Source organism: Parerythrobacter aestuarii, from assembly GCF_030140925.1.
GTDB lineage: Bacteria > Pseudomonadota > Alphaproteobacteria > Sphingomonadales > Sphingomonadaceae > Parerythrobacter > Parerythrobacter aestuarii.
This window is the reverse complement of the sequence record NZ_JARBWD010000001.1, coordinates 2,165,146-2,183,260: the sequence shown is the minus strand read 5'-3', so window position 1 is coordinate 2,183,260 and position 18,115 is coordinate 2,165,146. Positions and strand designations below refer to the sequence as shown.

At 64.0% G+C, this 18,115-nt stretch carries 14 protein-coding genes; 4 read left to right on the top strand and 10 right to left on the bottom strand.

Annotated features, from left to right (window positions below):
* Positions 1 to 16: 16 nt before the first annotated feature.
* Positions 17 to 1,747: an AmpG family muropeptide MFS transporter gene (locus QPW08_RS10655; RefSeq protein WP_284125790.1), complete on the top strand. Its 1,731-nt coding sequence runs from the start codon at positions 17 to 19 to the stop codon at positions 1,745 to 1,747.
* A 123-nt stretch (positions 1,748 to 1,870) separates the two neighbouring features.
* On the opposite strand, the gene QPW08_RS10650 is transcribed toward QPW08_RS10655, so the two are convergent.
* From QPW08_RS10650 to QPW08_RS10630, 5 genes are all read right to left on the bottom strand, one after another.
* Positions 1,871 to 3,190: a bifunctional folylpolyglutamate synthase/dihydrofolate synthase gene (locus tag QPW08_RS10650; protein ID WP_284126339.1), complete on the bottom strand. Its 1,320-nt coding sequence runs from the start codon at positions 3,188 to 3,190 to the stop codon at positions 1,871 to 1,873.
* A 94-nt stretch (positions 3,191 to 3,284) separates the two neighbouring features.
* Complete coding sequence (gene accD, locus QPW08_RS10645) at positions 3,285 to 4,136, bottom strand: acetyl-CoA carboxylase, carboxyltransferase subunit beta (RefSeq protein WP_284125789.1); 852 nt, start codon at positions 4,134 to 4,136, stop codon at positions 3,285 to 3,287.
* A gap of 202 nt (positions 4,137 to 4,338) precedes the next feature.
* Complete coding sequence (gene trpA / locus QPW08_RS10640) at positions 4,339 to 5,118, bottom strand: tryptophan synthase subunit alpha (RefSeq protein WP_284126338.1); 780 nt, start codon at positions 5,116 to 5,118, stop codon at positions 4,339 to 4,341.
* A gap of 223 nt (positions 5,119 to 5,341) precedes the next feature.
* A complete protein-coding gene (trpB, locus tag QPW08_RS10635) occupies positions 5,342 to 6,553 on the bottom strand; it encodes a tryptophan synthase subunit beta (protein WP_284125788.1) in 1,212 nt (403 codons plus the stop codon).
* Between the two features lie 90 nt (positions 6,554 to 6,643).
* Complete coding sequence (locus QPW08_RS10630; RefSeq protein ID WP_284125787.1) at positions 6,644 to 7,297, bottom strand: phosphoribosylanthranilate isomerase; 654 nt, start codon at positions 7,295 to 7,297, stop codon at positions 6,644 to 6,646.
* 109 nt (positions 7,298 to 7,406) lie between these two features.
* On the opposite strand from QPW08_RS10630, the gene QPW08_RS10625 reads away from it, so the two are divergent.
* A complete protein-coding gene (locus QPW08_RS10625) occupies positions 7,407 to 7,874 on the top strand; it encodes a hypothetical protein (RefSeq protein ID WP_284125786.1) in 468 nt (155 codons plus the stop codon).
* On the opposite strand, the gene bla is transcribed toward QPW08_RS10625, so the two are convergent.
* From bla to purB, 4 genes are all read right to left on the bottom strand, one after another.
* Positions 7,871 to 8,656: a subclass B1 metallo-beta-lactamase gene (gene bla / locus QPW08_RS10620; protein WP_284125785.1), complete on the bottom strand. Its 786-nt coding sequence runs from the start codon at positions 8,654 to 8,656 to the stop codon at positions 7,871 to 7,873. The two genes, QPW08_RS10625 and bla, sit on opposite strands and share 4 nt — an antisense overlap.
* Positions 8,653 to 9,327, bottom strand: a complete 675-nt coding sequence (gene pyrF / locus QPW08_RS10615; RefSeq protein WP_284125784.1) for an orotidine-5'-phosphate decarboxylase — start codon at positions 9,325 to 9,327, stop codon at positions 8,653 to 8,655. Before pyrF ends, bla begins: the two co-directional genes overlap by 4 nt.
* A complete protein-coding gene (locus QPW08_RS10610) occupies positions 9,324 to 9,695 on the bottom strand; it encodes a LapA family protein (RefSeq protein WP_284125783.1) in 372 nt (123 codons plus the stop codon). Before QPW08_RS10610 ends, pyrF begins: the two co-directional genes overlap by 4 nt.
* 65 nt (positions 9,696 to 9,760) lie before the next feature.
* A complete protein-coding gene (gene purB, locus QPW08_RS10605; protein WP_284125782.1) occupies positions 9,761 to 11,071 on the bottom strand; it encodes an adenylosuccinate lyase in 1,311 nt (436 codons plus the stop codon).
* Positions 11,072 to 11,287: 216 nt separating this feature from the next.
* Between purB and QPW08_RS10600 the strand changes: the two genes are divergently transcribed.
* A complete protein-coding gene (locus QPW08_RS10600; RefSeq protein WP_284125781.1) occupies positions 11,288 to 14,092 on the top strand; it encodes a DUF3857 domain-containing protein in 2,805 nt (934 codons plus the stop codon).
* Positions 14,093 to 14,108: 16 nt separating this feature from the next.
* Here QPW08_RS10600 and radC read toward each other — a convergent pair whose 3' ends face one another.
* Positions 14,109 to 14,819, bottom strand: a complete 711-nt coding sequence (gene radC, locus QPW08_RS10595; RefSeq protein ID WP_284125780.1) for a RadC family protein — start codon at positions 14,817 to 14,819, stop codon at positions 14,109 to 14,111.
* A gap of 72 nt (positions 14,820 to 14,891) precedes the next feature.
* Between radC and QPW08_RS10590 the strand changes: the two genes are divergently transcribed.
* Complete coding sequence (locus QPW08_RS10590; protein ID WP_284125779.1) at positions 14,892 to 18,065, top strand: intermembrane phospholipid transport protein YdbH family protein; 3,174 nt, start codon at positions 14,892 to 14,894, stop codon at positions 18,063 to 18,065.
* Positions 18,066 to 18,115 lie beyond the last annotated feature (50 nt).

The following is an 18,115-nucleotide window of genomic DNA, read 5'->3' as shown; positions in this document are numbered from 1 at the left end:
AAAGGGAGTTTCGCAGATGGCCGAAGCAACGGCGACCAAATCCAAGCCCGGCTGGCGCGAGGTTTTCCGCGCGCTGGGTCAGCGCAAGACCGCCTATATGCTGCTGTTCGGCTTTGCCGCGGGGCTGCCCTATGCGCTGGTGTTGGGTACGCTCTACGCCTGGCTGTCCGACAGCGGCGAGATCGACCTGGAGACAATGGGTGTATTCTCGTTGATCGGGCTCGCCTACGCCTTCAAGTTCCTGTGGTCGCCCGCGCTCGACCGGATCGACATCCCGGGCTTGAGCAAGCTCGGCAAGCGCAAGCAGTGGATCGTCACTGCGCAGCTGCTGATCGGCGCGGCGCTGACCTCGCTTAGCTTCATTTCTCCGAGCAACGAGACCATCGGCATCTTCAGCCTGCTGGCGGGCCTTGCCGCCTTTGCCAGCGCGACGCAGGACGTGGTGATCGACGCCTGGCGCGTCGACGTCGCGGACGAAGTCGCGACCATCGACATGCTCTCCACCGTCTACCAGATGGGCTACCGGATCGCCGCGCTGGTGGGCGGGGCGCTGGCGCTGTTCGCGGCGGAGCGGTTCGGCTGGCCGGCGACCTATTTCGGTATGGGCGTGCTGATGCTGGCGGTGGGCTTTGCCGGGCTGTGGGCACCCGATGCCGACGCAGCCGCGATCAAGGCGCTCGATGGCGAGGACAAGGACGACCCCTATGGCCTGCGCAAGGCTGGGCAAATCGACCCGCGCCTGCGCGGCTGGGCGCTGGCGGCGGTTGGCGTGCTGTGGGGCTGGGCGCTGCTGACCGTCGGCGTGTTCATGGTCCGCTCGCTCTCCAGTAATCCCGAAACGCGTCCGGATTCGGTCGAGTTCATCTCCACCATGGGGCCGCTGGTGGTGGTTGCGACCGTCGTGGTGCCGTCACTGATCGCCGCGTGGCTGGTGCGGCAGGAGCGCAAGGGCACGAACCTCCTCGCCGAAGCCGCTCCGGCGCAAAGCAGCACGGATCGGGTGATGGACCATCTCTACCGCGCACTGGTGCTGCCACTGACAGACCTGATCGGGCGGCTCGGCTGGGCCATGATCATCGTTATCGCGCTGGTGCTTACCTATCGCATCACGGACGCGATCTGGGGCAGCTTCGCCTATCCGTTCTACCTGGGCGAGCTTGAGTATACGAAGGACGAAGTCGCGGTTGCGTCGAAGTTCTTCGGCGTCGGCGCTCTGCTGCTGGGCCTGGCGCTGGGCGGCTACCTGCTTACCGCCATCGGGCGGATGCTGACGCTGACGCTGGGTGCGTTCTTCGCCGCTGCGACCAACCTGCTCTATGCCGATCTCGCGCGGGGCGGGGCAGTGGTGCAGGCGGTAGCGGACAACACCGGTTTCACCTGGCTGGTCACGCAGCTGGGCGGCGACGAGCGTCTGTCAAAGCTGATGATGGCGATCGCGGGCGAGAACATCGCCGTCGGTGTCGCGGGCGCGGCCTTTGTGGCGTACCTCTCCAGCATCGTCTCCAAGGGTTACAGCGCGGTGCAATATGCGCTGCTGTCATCGCTCACCCTGCTGGTCGGCACGCTCGGTCGCGGGGCGTTGGGGCAGATGATCGAGGAGCGGGGCTATTACGACGTCTTTATCCTGACCACGCTGATCGGGATGTTCGCAGTGGTGCTGTGCGTGATCGAATGGATCCGGCAAGCGCGGCTGGGCAAGGCGGCGGGTGTAGTCGCGCCCGAGGCGGCGGCAGAACCGGCGGAGTAACTTCCTGCTCTCTCCCCTTCAGGAGAGAGATACGAAGGCTTGGCTGCGCAGCAGGCTAGCCGGAGTTGAGTGGGGCGCGCACATTCCCCTCTCCCAACCCTCTCCCCTGAAGGGGAGAGGGCTTTAGTCCGGCACTTCGCCATTGAGCCGCAGGACTTCGCCCGCGAGATAGAGCGAGCCTGCGATGAGGATCGGATAGTCGTCCGAGGGCAGGCCGAGCAGTGCTTCTTCGACATTGGCGGCGGCGTGGGCATCCGGCCCGAAGGCTTCGACCTGGTGGCTGTCGTGATGGGGCACCGGGACCACCGTGAGGCTGCGGATGCGGTCACCCAGCGGTTCGATCAGCGCGCGTGGATGCTTGTTGTCGAGCATGCCGATGATGAGGTGGAGTGGACTATCGAAAGCCTTTGAAATGGCAGCCCCGGCGCTCGGGTTATGGCCACCATCGACTGTGATCTGTTGGTTCGGGACTAGGGCAGTCAGAGGGCCAGCGGAGAGCCTTTGAAGCCGCGCAGGCCATTGAACAGATCGAAGTCCCTTCGCAAGTGCAGCCTCATCAACGCCAAGGCGGTCCTGCGAGCGGAGCATGGCGATTGCCAATCCTGCATTGAAGTATTGATGCTCACCTGTGATCGAGGGGGCTGGAAGAGACAGTTCTTCCCAGTATCGCTCGCGATAGAAAAGCATTCCCGGACCTGCATTGAAGTCATCGCAATACCAATCCGGACCAAACTCGCGGAGTGGCGATTGAAGTCGCTTGGCAGTCGCTATGATCGCTGACCTTGCTGGTTCAGGATAGCCTTCGCCAAACGTCACCAGCGGCACGCCCGGTTTCGTAATCCCTGCCTTCTCGAATGCAATCCTTGCGATTGGCTCTTCCGGCACGCCTTCCTCGGGCGCGAGCAGGAAGCGCTCATGGTCGATGCCCAGCGCGGCGATCCCGCACGCCGCCAGCACTTCCGGCTCCAGCACATTGGTGGCGTCGAACCGCCCGCCGAGCCCAACTTCAACCACGCAGGCATCGGCGGCTGTGCGGCTGAAGGCCAGAAAAGCGGCGGCGATGGTGACTTCGAAGAAGCTGGGGTTGAGGCCCTCGCTGGCATCCAGCACTTCGGTCAGCGTTGCCGCCAGTTCCTCGTCGCTGATCAGCGTCCCCGCCAGCCGGATGCGCTCGTTGTAGCGCACCAGGTGCGGGCTGGTGGTGGTGTGGACGCGGTAGCCCTCGGCCTCCAGCATCGCCCGCAGGAAGGCGCAGGTCGAACCTTTGCCGTTGGTCCCGGCGACATGGAAGGTGGGCGGCAGGCGTTTGTGCGGATCGCCCAACCGCGCAAGCAGCGCGCGCTCGGTCTCCAGCCCCAGCCGCCCGTCGGGCACGCTGAGCTGCGCCAGCCGGTCAAGCTGGGCCTGTACACCGGGGTCGGTCGAGGTGGCGAAGTCTTTCACCCGCACGTCACCCCAGCGAAAGCTGGGGTCTCTCGCCACCAGCGCTGGACCATGCTGATCGAGATCCCAGCTTTCGCTGGGATGACGGCGATCATTAGGCCGCCGCCTTTGGCTGCAGATAGTCGAGCAGTGTAGCGAGCTCTTCCTTGAGCTGGTGCCGGTGCACCACGCGGTCGACCATGCCGTGCTTGTGCAGATATTCGGCGCGCTGGAAGCCTTCGGGTAGCTGTTCGCGAATGGTGTCCTGGATCACCCGCTGTCCGGCAAAGCCGATCAGCGCGCCCGGCTCGGCAATGTGGATGTCGCCCAGCATGGCATAGCTGGCAGTGACCCCGCCGGTGGTGGGGTCGGTCAGCACTACGATATAGGGCAGGCCGGCCTCTTTCAGGCGGCGCGTCATCACCGTCGCCTTTGGCATCTGCATGAGCGACAGAATACCTTCCTGCATCCGCGCACCGCCCGCGGCAGTCACCACGATATAGGCGCATTTGCGGCGCAGCGCGCGCTCGGCCCCGGCGCAGAAGGCGGTGCCCACGGCCATGCCCATCGAGCCGCCCATGAAGCCGAAATCCTGCACGCCGACCACTGTCGGGCGGCCATCGATCGCGCCCGAGCCGACCGAGAAGGCATCGTCGTGCGGGTTCTTGGCGCGAGCTTCCTTGAGCCGGTCGGGGTACTTCTTCGAATCCTTGAACTTGAGCGGGTCCTCCGTGACCTGCGGCTGCTCCAGGACTTCGTAGCCCTGGTCGAGCAGCTGCCGCAGCCGCTCGTCGGCGCCGATACGGCCATGATGGTCGCAGCGCGGGCAGACCATCTGGTTGTCCTCGTATTCCTTGACGAAGAGCATTTCGGCGCAGGAGGGGCACTTGACCCACAGATCCTTCTCGGTGGTGCGCTTGTCACCCCCGAAGCCGAGCGAATTGCGAACGCGTGTAAACCAGTTCATGCGGGTGCCTTAGTCGCCTATCGCGGCCAAAAAAAGCCCTGTCCTCATACCTGGCCGTCACTCCTGCGCAAGCGGGGGCCCAGATAAGCTGGCGTTTCGCGCTGCATCACTGATCCAAGGCAACGGTTCCTCGTATCCGCGAGGTCATTTCCAACGGTGAAGTTATCTAGGCCCCTGCCTGCGCAGGGGCGACGGCTGTTGGCTACCGCGCCGAATGGACCGCTGTCGCCAGCGCGCTGGTGAGCTCGCGCAGCTTCGCAGGCGCATCCTTGCCGTATTCTGCGACCAGCTCGACCAGCGCCGAGCCGACCACGACCCCGTCCGCCACGCGGGCGATCTCTGCCGCCTGCCCGGGCGTGCGCACGCCAAATCCGACGGCAACGGGGATGTCGGTCGATTGCTTGATCCGGGTGACGTTAGCCTCGATCGATTCGATCGCCGCCTGCTGCATGCCGGTGATCCCGGCGACCGCGACATAGTAGAGGAACCCTTCGGAGCCTTCGATCACGGCGGGAAGCCGCGCCGCATCGGTGGTGGGCGTGGCGAGCCGGATCGGGGCGATACCGTTGGCGCGCAGGGCAGGGCCGAGCGCATCGTCTTCCTCCGGCGGGATATCGACGCAGATCACCCCGTCGACGCCGCAGCCAGCGCATTCGGCGGCAAACCATTCCGGCCCGCGCCGCACCATCGGGTTGGCATAGCCCATCAGCACCAGCGGCACATCGGGGTGGCGGTCGCGGAACTCGTTGGCGATCATCAGCACGTCGCGCGTGGTCGTCCCCGCACCGAGCGAGCGCAAATTCGCCGCCTGGATCGCAGGGCCATCGGCCATCGGATCGGTAAAGGGCATCCCCAGCTCGATCACATCCGCACCGCCCGCGACCAGCGCATCGAGATTGGCCGCCGTATCGCCATCGCCCGCGGTAAGGAAGCAGACGAGAGCGGGGCGGGGCTTGGATAAGGTGGCGGAGAGGCGGGTCATGGCTTCGGTCTCCACCATGTCCAGCCAAGAATCAGAAGCGTGAGGAATCCGCAAAGGAGTGCGAAAAAGAACGCGAACATCTCGGGCATGTGCGGCATATAATTGTTGATGAAGTTGGTGTCGGTGCGCCGGATGCGAGCGCCGAGCATACGGTACCAGGCGATTGCCGAAATCCACATCAAGATCTGCAGAAAAATCGCCGACAATATCCGATTGTCTCGCTTCACATCTCCACCCCAAGCTTCTCGGCCACCGTGAAAATGTCCTTGTCCCCGCGCCCACAGAGGTTCGCAAGGATGATTGAGTCCTCGGGCATGTCCTTCGCCCGCTTCGCCACCGCGGCAATCGCGTGGCTTGGCTCCAGCGCGGGAATGATGCCTTCGGTGCGGCACAGCAGTTGGAACGCATCCAGCGCTTCGTCGTCGGTGACGGCGGTGTATTCGACCCGCTCCATGTCCTTGAGCCAGGCATGTTCAGGCCCGATGCCGGGATAGTCGAGCCCGGCGCTGATCGAGTGGCCTTCGGTGATCTGGCCGTCCTCGTCCTGCAGCAGGTAGGTCTTGTTGCCGTGCAGAATGCCGGGGAAGCCGCCGAGCAGGCTGGCGGCATGCTGGTCGCCGTCGAGGCCATAGCCGGCCGCTTCGACGCCGAGCATCTTCACTTCGGGATCGTCGAGGAAAGGGTGGAACAGGCCGAGCGCGTTGGAGCCGCCACCGATGGCCGCTACCAGCAGATCGGGCAGGCGGCCGGTGCGGTCGAGCATCTGCGCGCGGGCCTCGCGGCCGATCACGCTCTGGAAATCGCGCACCAGCTCCGGATAGGGATGCGGGCCGGCGGCAGTGCCGATGATGTAGAAGGTGTCGTGGACGTTCGCGACCCAGTCGCGCAGCCCCTCGTTCATCGCGTCCTTGAGCGTCGCCGCGCCGCTGTGGACGGGCACCACTTCCGCGCCGAGCAGTTTCATGCGGAACACGTTGGGCTGCTGCCGCGCCACGTCGGTCGCGCCCATGTAGATCACGCAGGGCAGGCCGAACCGCGCGCAGACGGTGGCGGTGGCAACCCCGTGCTGGCCCGCGCCGGTTTCCGCGATGATGCGGGTCTTGCCCATGCGCATGGCGAGCAGGATCTGCCCGATGCAATTGTTGATCTTGTGCGCGCCCGTATGGTTGAGCTCGTCGCGCTTGAACCACACCTGCGCGCCCCCGAGCGCTTCGGTCAGCCGCTCGGCGAAATAGAGCGGCGAGGGCCTACCGACATAATGCTCGAGCAGGTCGTCGAACTGCGCCTGGAACGCCGGATCGGCCTGCGCCGCGCGGTATTCCTTCTCCAGGTCGAGGATCAGCGGCATCAGCGTTTCGGCGACATAGCGCCCGCCATAATCGCCGAAATGCCCGCGCTCGTCAGGCTGGTTGCGGAAGGTGTTGGGGGTATTCATCGAAATTTGGAAATCCGTTCGTGCTGAGCTTGTCGAAGTACGATTGGCGGGCGCTTCTGCCTGCCCTTCGACAGGCTCAGGGCGAACGGGTCAAGGGGAATTGCTAGTGGTTTTCCTTGCGGCTGCACAAAAGTCTCTGATCTTCGCAACATCCTTGACGCCGGGCTCTCTCTCGATCCCGCTCGAGGCGTCGACCAGCGGCGCACCGGTGAGCGCGATAGCCTCGGCGACATTGGCGGCGTTGAGACCGCCGGCCAGGCCCCAGGGCGTCGCACCACGGTAGCCCGCCAGCAGCGACCAGTCGAAACGCAGGCCCATCCCGCCGGGCAGCGCCCCCTTGGGCGTCTTGGCATCGAACAGCAGGAAGTCAGCGACCCCATGATAGCCTTCCGCGCGGGCAATATCCTCGGCGGAGGCAACCGGCAGCACCTTCCACACCGACTTGCCGAACCGCGCCTTGACCTGCGCCACCCGCTCGGGTGTTTCCTCGCCGTGCAGCTGGATCGTGTCGAGCCCGGTGGCAACGCCTTCGGCCAGCGAGGCATCGTCAGGATCGACGAACAGGCCGACCCGCTCGACCTTGCCTGCGGCTCGACCTGCCAGCGCTGCCGCTGCGTCTGCCTTGAGAAACCGCGGCGAGGGCGGAAAGAACACGAAACCGACATGGCTCGCCCGCGCCGCAATCGCCGCGTCGAGCGCTTCGGCCCGGTCGATGCCGCAGATCTTGATGCCGATGCTGGCCATGGGATGCTCCTAGCGGGCGCACATCTGGCCGCAAGCCTGCACTTTGGCCCTGGCTTGCCTTGCGCTGGCACCTGTGACAGCTTTCGCAGGGGAAAAGACGGGGGCACTTATGACACAATTGCGCATGTTCATGGCCGGGGCGATGCTGCTGCTGGTCGCGGCCTGTAATCCGATGGCCGAGCTGGAAGATGCCGATGCCGCCGTAGCGCAGTTCCACCAGCGCTATGACGACGGTCACCTCGGAGCCATCTGGAGCACTGCGGCCGACGAACTCCGGCGTGCTGGCTCTCGCGGGGAATTCGAGGCAACGATCACCCGGCTGATGCAAGTCTGGGGCAAGACGAAATCGACCGAGCGCGAAGGCTTCAACATCAACACCAACAATGGCGTGACGACGCTGCGGGTGACTCATACGACGCAATTCGAGGCCGGGGAGGCGACAGAGACCTTCCTGTTCCGCCGCGCTGGCGATGGGTTGCTGCTGCAGGGCTACAATCGTAGTGTCATTCCCGGCAAGGAGCCGCCCGTGCCGAACAATGCCCCTACCGGAACTGCAGCGCCGGCTGAGACCAGCTAAAGCTCTTTCGCCAGCTTTTCGGTCCGTTCGATCGCCTTGCGGCCTTCCGGCGGCGAATGGCTCATCGCGATGATTGCGTAGTCCGCAAACGCTGCGCCGAAATTACGTGTCGACTGCGCATAGCCCTTGAGATCGGCATCGGCGAGATTGCCCAGTGTCGCTGAATCGCTTGATTTTATCATGCACCCGCCGAACGCGATCCCCTGTATCGGCAGGCCGACCGTGATGTTGTCGCGCGTGTGGGCACCGCCGGGATAGTAGACCTGCAGCGGAGCCAATGCTGCTGCACCCGAACCCGTGGCCCAGCCATTGGCATCGAACACCAACGCTCTGTCGGCCGGTAGCAAGTCGTTCTTCGGCGCGTCTTCATTGCTCCACGGATGCGCCCAGCTCGGAATGCCCCGCGCTCTGAGCGCTGCCATGCCACCCATCTTGTCCTGGTGAGCATGGGTCACGACCGCTGCGCGCACGGGCTTTGTCAGCACCTGTTCGGCCCAGCGCAGCACCTGCTCGGTCTGCGGGTCGGTCCATGCTGTGTCGACAAGGATGGTGTTCTCGCCATCGACCACCAGCAAGCCGTTGGAAGGGATCGGCCCGAACCCCATCAGGTCGAGATAGGTCGTATGCATCCACACGCCCTCGGCGAGCTTGGTGAAGGACACTTCGCCAAAGCGAATGACCTGTCGGTCAGCCTCCTGCTGCGCGATCGGCGCATGGATTTCGGACGGGATGCAAGCGGTGAGCGCAAGTGTGACGAGCAGCACTGAGGCGCGGAGACTCACAGTGTTGCCTCGATCGCCCTCGCGGCTTGTACCGGGTCGTCAGCCTTGCTGATCGGACGGCCGATGACGAGGACGCTGGCACCATCGTCGCGGGCCTGTCGCGGGGTTACAACGCGCTTCTGGTCGCCGGATGCGCTGCCTGCCGGTCGCAGGCCGGGGACGACGAAGAAGCCCTTCTTCCATTGCTTGTGGACCGCGCCGACTTCGTGGCCCGAGCACACGATCCCGTCGAGCCCGGCACTTTCCGCCAGTTCGGCCAGCCGCAGCACGTGATCGTGGGCAGATCCATTCACTCCGGTCCGCTCGAGATCGCGCTCGTCGAGGCTGGTGAGCATGGTGACAGCAACGACTCTCGTGTTCTCGCCGGCGGCGGCCTTGGCATCTTCCATCATCGCCCGCCCGCCGCTGGCATGGACTGTGACAATCGCCGGTTCCAGCACATGGATGGACTGCATCGCGGCGGCGACGGTGTTGGGAATATCGTGCAGCTTCAGGTCGAGGAAGATCGGCAGGCCGCAATGGGCGATCTCGTGCACGCCGTGATGGCCGTGGGCATAGAAGAATTCCATGCCCAGCTTCACGCCGCCGATATGCGCCTTGACCTTGTCGACAAGGGTTTTTCCCGCCTCGAGCCGCGGAACGTCGAGGGCGAGAAAAACGGGGTTGCTCACGGCGTATTGCTTTCCGGTTTGAGGTGGTCGCTTTCAGGCTGCGGCGGGGCGGCGCTGGGGTGCGGTGCCGCAGCTGGCGGCGGAGCGGGCGAGGGGGCAGGGTCCGCCTTGGCTACCGGCGCGATGGTGGCGCGGGCGGCATTTTCCAGGCTCACGATCTTGCGATTAAGGCTCCACTTGGCTCCGCGATGATAAAGCCACATCGGCAGCAGGCCGAGCAGGAACGAGACAATCACCAGCGCCGGGACCTTGGTCTCGACCAGCAGGTTTTCCCAGATTCGCACTTCGACTGGCGTCCAGTTGAACCACGAAAAGATCAGCAGGACCGCCAGGATCAGGACCCAGACAATAGTGCGGATGATCTGCAAGGCGATTTCCTCCCTCTTTTCGTGCGAATGCTAGGGCGAAGCCAGCGTCGCGTCCAGCCGTTCGCTTAGCCAAATACCCGCGCGAAGATCGTATCGACGTGCTTGAAGTGGTAGTCCAAGTCGAATTTCTCTTCCAGTTCCTGTTCGCTCATGGCGGCGGCGACTTCCTCGTCTGCCTTCAGCAGTTCGAGAAGCGAAAGCTGGCCGTCCGATTCCCAAACTTTCATCGCGTTGCGCTGGACCAGGCGATAGGCGTTGTCGCGGGTGATGCCCGCTTGCGTCAGCGCCAGCAACACCCGTTGCGAGTGGACGAGGCCGCCCATGCGGTCGAGGTTCTTCTGCATCCGTTCGGGGTAGACCAGCAGCTTGTCGACTACGCCGGTCAGGCGAGCGAGGGCAAAGTCGAGCGTGATGGTGGCATCGGGACCGATGAAGCGTTCCACCGAGCTGTGCGAGATATCCCGCTCATGCCACAGCGCCACGTTTTCGAGCGCGGGCATGGCGTAGGCGCGGATCATGCGCGCCTGACCGGTCAGGTTTTCGGTCAGGATCGGATTGCGCTTGTGCGGCATCGCCGATGAACCCTTTTGTCCGGGGGAAAAATATTCCTCCGCTTCGAGCACTTCGGTGCGCTGCAGGTGGCGGATCTCGACTGCCAGCCGTTCGATGCTCGAAGCGATCACTGCGAGGGTGGAGAAATACGCCGCATGGCGATCGCGCGGGATCACCTGCGTGCTCACCGGTTCGACCGCCAGCCCAAGCTGTTCGGCGACATACTCTTCCACGCTTGGGTCGACATTGGCGAACGTCCCGACCGCGCCGCTGATCGCACAGGTGGCGATTTCAGCGCGCGCCGCTACCAGACGCGAGCGGCAGCGGTCGAACTCGGCATAGGCCTGGGCCAGCTTGAGCCCGAATGTCGTCGGCTCGGCGTGGATGCCGTGGCTGCGCCCGATAGTGGCGGTGTACTTGTGCTCCTGTGCGCGCCGCTCGATGGCTGCGAGCAGCGCATCCATGTCTTCGAGCAACAGGTCGGTAGCCCGTGCCAGCTGCACCGCCAGCGTGGTGTCCAGCACGTCGGAGCTGGTCATGCCCTGGTGCATGAACCGCGCTTCGGGACCGACTTGCTCGGCCACCCAGTCGAGGAAAGCGATCACGTCGTGCTTGAGTACCGCTTCCTTGGCATCGATCGCGGCGACATCGATGCCGGGGTTGGTCTGCCACCAGTCCCACAGCGCCTTGGCCCCGCTTTCCGGCACGACGCCCAGATCGGCCAGCTTCTGCGTCGCATGGGCTTCGATCAGGAACCAGATTTCGTATTTGGCTTCAGGCTCCCAGATCGCAGTCATGGCGGGGCGGGCATAGCGGGGGACCATCGTCGGGCTCCAAGTGAAGGAATTGGTGAAACTGTTGCGTTGCGCCCAGCGCGGCTAGGGCGGGTCTGCTGCCATTGCAAGCGTGCTGGGGGCTTTGTCGCCAATGCGGAACGCAATTACCGGCCACAATCGTCCGGTGGACTTTCGACCCTGATTGCAAAGGTGTTGTTGCCCGTTATGTCTACTGAGGAAATTGGGCTCAGGGGTAGTACTTTGATGAATCGCTATTTTTGCTTTGCGGCACCGATCATTGTTCCGACGGTACTGCTTGCGCAGCCGGTGCAGGCCGGGGAAGAAGTGCTCTACGAGCCGGCTCCGGAATGGGTGGAGATTGCTGCGCTACCGGAAATGCCTGCCGACGCGGAATTCCCGGTCGTACTGGCTGACAAGCAGGCGCGGCTCGAAGATGGCAGGGTGTGGCGGTATCAGGACGCAGTGCTCAGCCTGAGCACACCTCAAATGCTGACGCAGTTCGGCACGCTCAGTGCCAATTGGCTGCCTGACAAGGGCGATCTGATCGTGCACCGGCTGGAGCTGGTTCGCGATGGCGGAACCATCGACCTGATTGCGGATGGAGCGAAATTCGAGGTCATTCGGCGCGAAAGGCGGCTGGAGCGGCGGATGGTCGACGGGCAGCTGACGGCAACCATCAACCTGCCCGGTGCGCGGGTCGGTGACATTGTCAGGCTGGCCTATTCTGTGACACTGTCCGACCAGGCGCTGGGCGACAAGATGCAATTCACCGAGCGGCTGCTCGCCGGGGACCTGCCGGTCGGCAAGGCTGCCGTGTCGATCTCTTGGCCTGAGGATGAAGACATCGTCTGGGCGACGCAGGGTGAACTCCCGACCCCTGAACCGGTGCTCGAAGATGGCTACTACAAGCTAACCATCGACCTGCCGCTAGCAGAACAGAAAGACAAACCCTCCGATGCGCCGGCGCGCTTCCGGCTGCCGCCGCTCGTGCAAGCAACCAATCTTGACGGATACGCCGATCTCTCGCGGGTGATGGCCCCGTACTATGCGACTACCGGTACGATTGATCCGGAAGGCGAGATTGCCGCGCAGGTTGCGAGGATCATGGCCGAGCATGATACGCCGCTGGCTCGCGCTGCTGCTGCGACCAAGCTGGTGCAGGATGAGATCAGCTATCTTCTCAATGGTCTCGATGGCGGCAACTATCTGCCGCAAAGCCCGGCAGAGACGTGGGAGCAACGCTATGGCGATTGCAAGGCGAAGACCTTGCTGCTGCTGGCGATGCTGCATGAAATGGGGATCGAGGCCGATCCTGTGCTGGTAAAGAGCTCAGGCGGCGATACCGTTTCCGTCCTGCTGCCGCTGGCGGGCAATTTCGATCATGTCATCGTGCGAGCGCAAATCGATGGGGAGACCTACTGGCTCGACGGGACCAGCGCCGGCACACGGCTGGAAAATATCGCCGACGTGCCGCGGTTCTATTTCGCGCTGCCGATCGGCGAAAAGGGCGCGGAGCTGATCGATATGGCCGAACGTCCCAAGGCGTTGCCGGACCAGCTGGTTTCGCTGAAAGTCGACCAGAGCGCCGGTCTGTTCCTGCCCGGGTTGTTCGACGTTACGATCGAAACCCGCGGCGCTGCTGCCAGCCAGTGGGAACTGGTGCTGAAAGCCAACGAGAAGATGCGTCAGCAATCGCTCGATGCAGCTGTTGCCGGCGCGCTCGGCGAAGCCAATGTGATCGAAGCCGATGTCACTTACGACAAGGAGCTGTCGGTCGCGACCGTTACCGCCAAGGGCGTGATCTGGTCGGGTTGGGATCGCAAGCGTGGCTATTCCGAATCGACCGTCCCGGCGCAGGTGCTGTCCAGCCTGTCGGTATCTGCCGATCGGGCCCGGGCTGAATGGAAGGAGCTTCCGCTGGCCGTTTATGGACCTTCCTACTCGCGCAGCGAAACCACGATCCTGCTGCCGCACGATGGCGACGGGATCTCCATGCGCGGTGAGGATTCGATCGATCAGGTCGCCGCCGGGGCGCGGGTCGAATCGGTCGCGACCCTCGACGGGGACGTCCTCAGGCTGGAACAGTCCTACCGTACGGTCGAGCGCGAAATCCCGGCTGACCGGATCCGGGCGGAGAAGATCGCTGCGGCCCGGCTGACCCGCAACCTCCCGCGTCTCAGGGCCAACACCGATGCACGCGAACGGTGGCAGTACTTCGGCAAGGATCGCAAGCTGCTGGAACCCATCGAACAGTCCCTCGACAGGGTCATCGACCGGTCAATCGAGCTCGATGAAGGCATTGCCGCAGCCTATGCCTTGCGGGGTGCGTTCCGTCGCAGCGTGTATGATTACGCCGGGGCAGTGGCCGATTACACCCGGGCCAATGACGAAGAAGCTTCGAGCGTGTATCTCGAAGAGCGCGCTGCCAACAACTACCTGCTGGGCCGGCTGGAAGCGGCGCTGGATGACTATCGCCAGGTCGAAGAGCTGACCGGCAACGGCGACACGCTCTACATGCAGATGGAGATCCTTGCCTATCTGGGTCGCCACGACGAAGCTATCGCCGTGGCCGAGGAATATGAGGCGTTTGCCGAGGAAGCCAATGCCGCCGAAACGCTGAGCTATGCGCTGTCCTATGCCGGCAAGCGCGACGAAGGCTCGGCCTTGCTGGAAGAGACGATCCTGCTTGAGCCAGACGAGACCTGGCTGCTCAACACGGCCTGCTGGCAAGCGGCGATCTTCGATGATGTCGACGATGGCGTGCTCGACATCTGCACCGACGCGGTCGAATCGTCGGGCAGCCCTGCTTCCTCGCTCGATAGCCGGGCTCTGGCCTATTACCGGGTCGGCGAACTGGACAAGGCGCTGGCCGATGTCGATGCCGCGCTGGCACTGTCTCCGGCGATGGCCGGCTCGCGCTACCTGCGCGGGCTGATCCGGCTGGCGATGGGCGATGCCAAGGGCAAGGAAGACGTCGATGCCGGCCTGGCCATGCGACCAGTGAGCGAGACCGAGTACAAGCTCTGGAACCTGTTGCCGCCAAGCTGAGGGCGATCCCAGGCGCTCAGATCAGGCCTTTGGCCCGCAGGCTGGTATGCCCGTCTCGGCCGACAATGACATGATCGTGGACAATGATGCCCAGCAGCCGCCCGGCCTCGGCGATGCGAGCCGTGATCTGGACGTCGGCCCGACTCGGCTCGGGATTGCCGCTCGGGTGGTTGTGGACAAGGATCAGCGCGGTCGCGCCCAGGTCAAGCCCGCGGCGGATGACTTCGCGGGGGTGTATCGCGGCCTCGTCGATCGAGCCGTCGCCGACATGGTGGTCCTGGATCAGTTCATTGCGGGCATTGAGGTAGAGAACACGTACCCGCTCAACCGTGAGATGCGCCATGTCGACGGTGAGATAGTCGAGCAGCGCTTGCCAGCTGCCCAGCACCGGTTTCGCCTGCACTTCGTTGCGTGCCATGCGGCGGGCGGCAAGGGCAACAGCCTTTAGCGCGGCGGCACTGGCTTCGCCCATACCCTTCTCGCGGGCAAGCGCGCCTGGTTCCGCATTGAGCACGGCGGAAAGCGACCCGAACCGCTTTATCAGACGCTTTGCTATGGGCTTGGTATCGCCCTGGCGAAAGGCAGCGAACAGCAAGTATTCCAGCACTTCATAATCAGCCAGCGCCTCCGACCCGCCACCGAGCAGCCGCTCGCGCAGGCGGGCGCGATGGCCGACCGCGTCGTGCGCAGGCTTTGCAGCCCCGGATTTTCCGTCTGTCTGCGGCAAGCAACCCCCATGACAAATCCAAGCAAGTGCAAACCATTGCCTTTGCTGGGCGAAACGCGCAAGTGGAGGGTAATGGAAACGGGCGAAGATACGGCGGTTGCAGCGGCCCGGACCGATCGGGCGATCTGGCGCGTGGTGCGGATCGGCGGGCTCGGGTTGCTCGCCATGCTCGTTGTCGGCCTGCTCATAGTCTGGCTCACGCGCGAAAGGATTGCCGACAACGTCATCGGTGACCAGCTCGCTCAATATGACTTGCCTGCCACCTATGAGATCGGATCGATCGGACCGGCCAGGCAGGTCGTGCGCAATGTGATTCTGGGCGACCCTGACAATCCTGACCTCACCATCGAGCAGGTCACCGTCAACCTGCGTTATCGCTTCGGCTTTCCTGCCATTGGACGGGTCGAACTGGTGCGGCCGCGACTCTTAGGGCGGGTCAAGGAAGACGGCACGCTGAGTTTCGGCACGCTCGACAAGGTGATCTATGCCGGAAGCGATCGGCCGCCCGGCCTGCCCGATCTTGATCTCAAGCTCACCGATGGCCGCGCCCGAATCGAAACGCCGTGGGGCGGCGTCGGTATCAAGGCCGAAGGTGAGGGCGAACTGGATGATGGATTTGCCGGCAAGCTGGCGGCGATTGCGCCCAACCTTGCCTATGGCGGCTGCGATCTGCAGCGGCTGACGCTCTATGGCGATGTCACTGTTTCCGCTGGCAAGCCCGCGTTCGCTGGTCCGCTCCGCATGGATCCTTCGCGCTGCGCGGCGAGTGGTATCGCGCTCGATGGGGCGGAGCTGGCGCTCAGGCTGACGGGTGATGCAACCCTCGATGGCGGGGAGGGTTCGGTCAACGGCACGCTGGGGCGCCTCGCATTCAATGGCGGGGCGGTGCAGGTGACTGAGCTCAAGGCCGATGCCAGCCTGCGCGGCGAACGGCTGGTCTCCGGCTTTGACGCTGCCCTGGGCCAGGCGATGGCGGCGCAGATGGGCTTCGCGGTAGTACGGGTGACCGGGTCTGCTCGCACTGATGTAGGCCTCGCTGCGCTGCAATCGGATATCGAACTGGAGGGAGAGGACCTGCTGCTCGATCCGGCGCTGTCGGCCGCATTGCGCGAGGCGCAGGGTTCGGCAGTGGGGACCCTTGCGGCACCCCTGCTTGGCCAGCTGGCCGGAGCGATCGAGCGCGAAGTGCGCGGAGCGTCGCTTGCTGCCGACCTCACCGTGCGGACAAGCGATGGGACAGTGACGTTCGTCGCACCGCGGATCAGCCTTGCGGGCAGGGGCGGGGACACCCTGGCAGCCCTGTCGCGCGTAGAAGCTCGTTTTGGTGCCCGTGGTGTACCGCTGCTCTCCGGCAATATCGCCATGGGTGGCGCTGGCTTGCCGCAGGTGCAGGGGCGGATGGAGCGAGATGGCGGCGGGAATTCGGTCTTCCGCATCCGCATGGCTCCCTACGAGGCGCAGGGCAGCAGGCTGGCCTTTTCCGACCTTGAGATCCGCCAGGCACGCTCTGGCGCCATGCAGCTGGCAGGGGCCATGCAGGCTGATGGCCCGCTTCCCGGTGGCGAAGTGCGCGGGCTCAATGTGCCGATTGCCGGTCAGCTGGCAGCGAATGGCAATTTCAGCATGTGGCAGGGCTGCACCCCGATCGCGTTCGAGCGCCTCAGCTATTACGACCTGACGCTCGATGCCAAGCAGATGACGCTGTGCCCGCAGTCGGGCCAGCCGATCGTGCGCTACGATGCCGATGGCTTGCGAGTGGCTGCGGGTACTGCGGCGCTCGATATCAAGGGTAACCTTGCCGGTTCGCCGCTGACGCTTTCGACAGGCCCGGTCGGGCTTGCATGGCCAGGCACGTTGGTTGCGAACGACGTGTCGATGGTGATCGGGAATGACGGTAGTGCCGCCCGCTTTAAGGTCGCGGAATTCGGCGGTGAGCTGGGCCAGGTGTTGTCCGGCACGTTTGCGATGGCGGACATCGCTCTGGACCCGGTACCGCTCGACATCTTCGATGCCAGTGGCAACTGGAGCTACCAGGACAGCGTGCTCACGATCGGCAATGGCGCGTTCCGGGTCGAGGATCGTGAGGATGAGGACCGGTTCTATCCGCTTGTTGCGCGCGGTGCCGGGCTCGTCCTGCAGGACAGCAGGATCATGGCCAATGCGGCCTTGCGCGAACCGTCCAGCCAGCGGGTCGTTACTGCAGTAGAGATTAGGCATGACCTCGGCAGCGGAGTTGGGTCCGCCGATCTGGATACCGCCGGGCTGCGCTTCGACGGCCAGTTGCAGCCTGTCACTCTGACAGAGCTTGCCAAGGGGCTGGTTGCGCTGGCCGACGGTACCATTCGCGGCGAAGGCCGGATCGACTGGAATGGCGATGCAGTGACAAGTACGGGCCGCTTCAGCACCGACAGGTTTGATCTCGCCGCCCCATTTGGCCCCGTGAAAGGCGCATCGGGGACCATCGTGTTCGATGATTTGCTGAGCCTTACTACAGCTCCGAACCAGCGGCTGTTCGTGCAATCGGTCAATCCCGGGATCGAAGCCGAAGATGGGGAGATTGTTTGGCAACTGACTAATGGCACGCTGCTCGACCTCAAAGGCGGGACCTGGCCGTGGCTGGGCGGGACGCTGACCATGCGCCGTTCGCTGCTGGATTTCTCGAAACCCGAGGAGCGCCGCTACATCTTCGAGATCGAAGGGCTCGATGCCGCGCTGTTCATCGAGCGGCTGGAGATGAGCAACCTTGCGGCCCGCGGTACTTTCGACGGCACGGTGCAGGTCTATTTCGACGAATTCGGCAACGGCTTCATCGAGGAAAGCGTGCTGATCGCTCGGCCACCAGGTGGCAATCTCTCCTATGTCGGCGAGCTGACTTATGAGGACATGGGCGCGATTGCCAATTTTGCCTTCCGGTCGCTCCAGTCGCTCGATTTCAGGCAGATGCGTGTCGGCGTCGAAGGGCCATTGTCGGGCGAGGTGCTGACCGCCATCAGTTTTGAAGGGGTGAGCCAGGGCGAGGGTGCCAGCCGCAATTTCGTGACCAGGCGATTGGCAAAGCTGCCGATCCGCTTCAACGTCAATATCCGGGCACCTTTCTACCAGCTGCTCAACAACATGCGCTCGCTGTACGACCCCGACTACGTGCCCGACCCGCAAGGGCTGGGGCTGCTCGACAAACCGACACCACCAGCCGCCGGCTTAACCGACGGCACACCACCTATTCAGGACCGCGAAAGCGAGGATTAGCCATGATGCAAGCGAATTTGACGGGTCTCCTGTCCGGTGCGACAACAGCG

What these genes read in the sequence shown, in the direction of transcription:
- QPW08_RS10655 (WP_284125790.1), top strand. Translation starts at nt 17, where the DNA reads ATGGCCGAAGCAACGGCGACCAAATCCAAGCCCGGCTGGCGCGAGGTT.
- accD (WP_284125789.1), bottom strand. Translation starts at nt 4,136, where the DNA reads ATGAACTGGTTTACACGCGTTCGCAATTCGCTCGGCTTCGGGGGTGAC.
- trpA (WP_284126338.1), bottom strand. Translation starts at nt 5,118, where the DNA reads ATGACCCGCCTCTCCGCCACCTTATCCAAGCCCCGCCCCGCTCTCGTC.
- trpB (WP_284125788.1), bottom strand. Translation starts at nt 6,553, where the DNA reads ATGAATACCCCCAACACCTTCCGCAACCAGCCTGACGAGCGCGGGCAT.
- QPW08_RS10630 (WP_284125787.1), bottom strand. Translation starts at nt 7,297, where the DNA reads ATGGCCAGCATCGGCATCAAGATCTGCGGCATCGACCGGGCCGAAGCG.
- QPW08_RS10625 (WP_284125786.1), top strand. Translation starts at nt 7,407, where the DNA reads ATGACACAATTGCGCATGTTCATGGCCGGGGCGATGCTGCTGCTGGTC.
- purB (WP_284125782.1), bottom strand. Translation starts at nt 11,071, where the DNA reads ATGGTCCCCCGCTATGCCCGCCCCGCCATGACTGCGATCTGGGAGCCT.
- QPW08_RS10600 (WP_284125781.1), top strand. Translation starts at nt 11,288, where the DNA reads ATGAATCGCTATTTTTGCTTTGCGGCACCGATCATTGTTCCGACGGTA.
- QPW08_RS10590 (WP_284125779.1), top strand. Translation starts at nt 14,892, where the DNA reads ATGGAAACGGGCGAAGATACGGCGGTTGCAGCGGCCCGGACCGATCGG.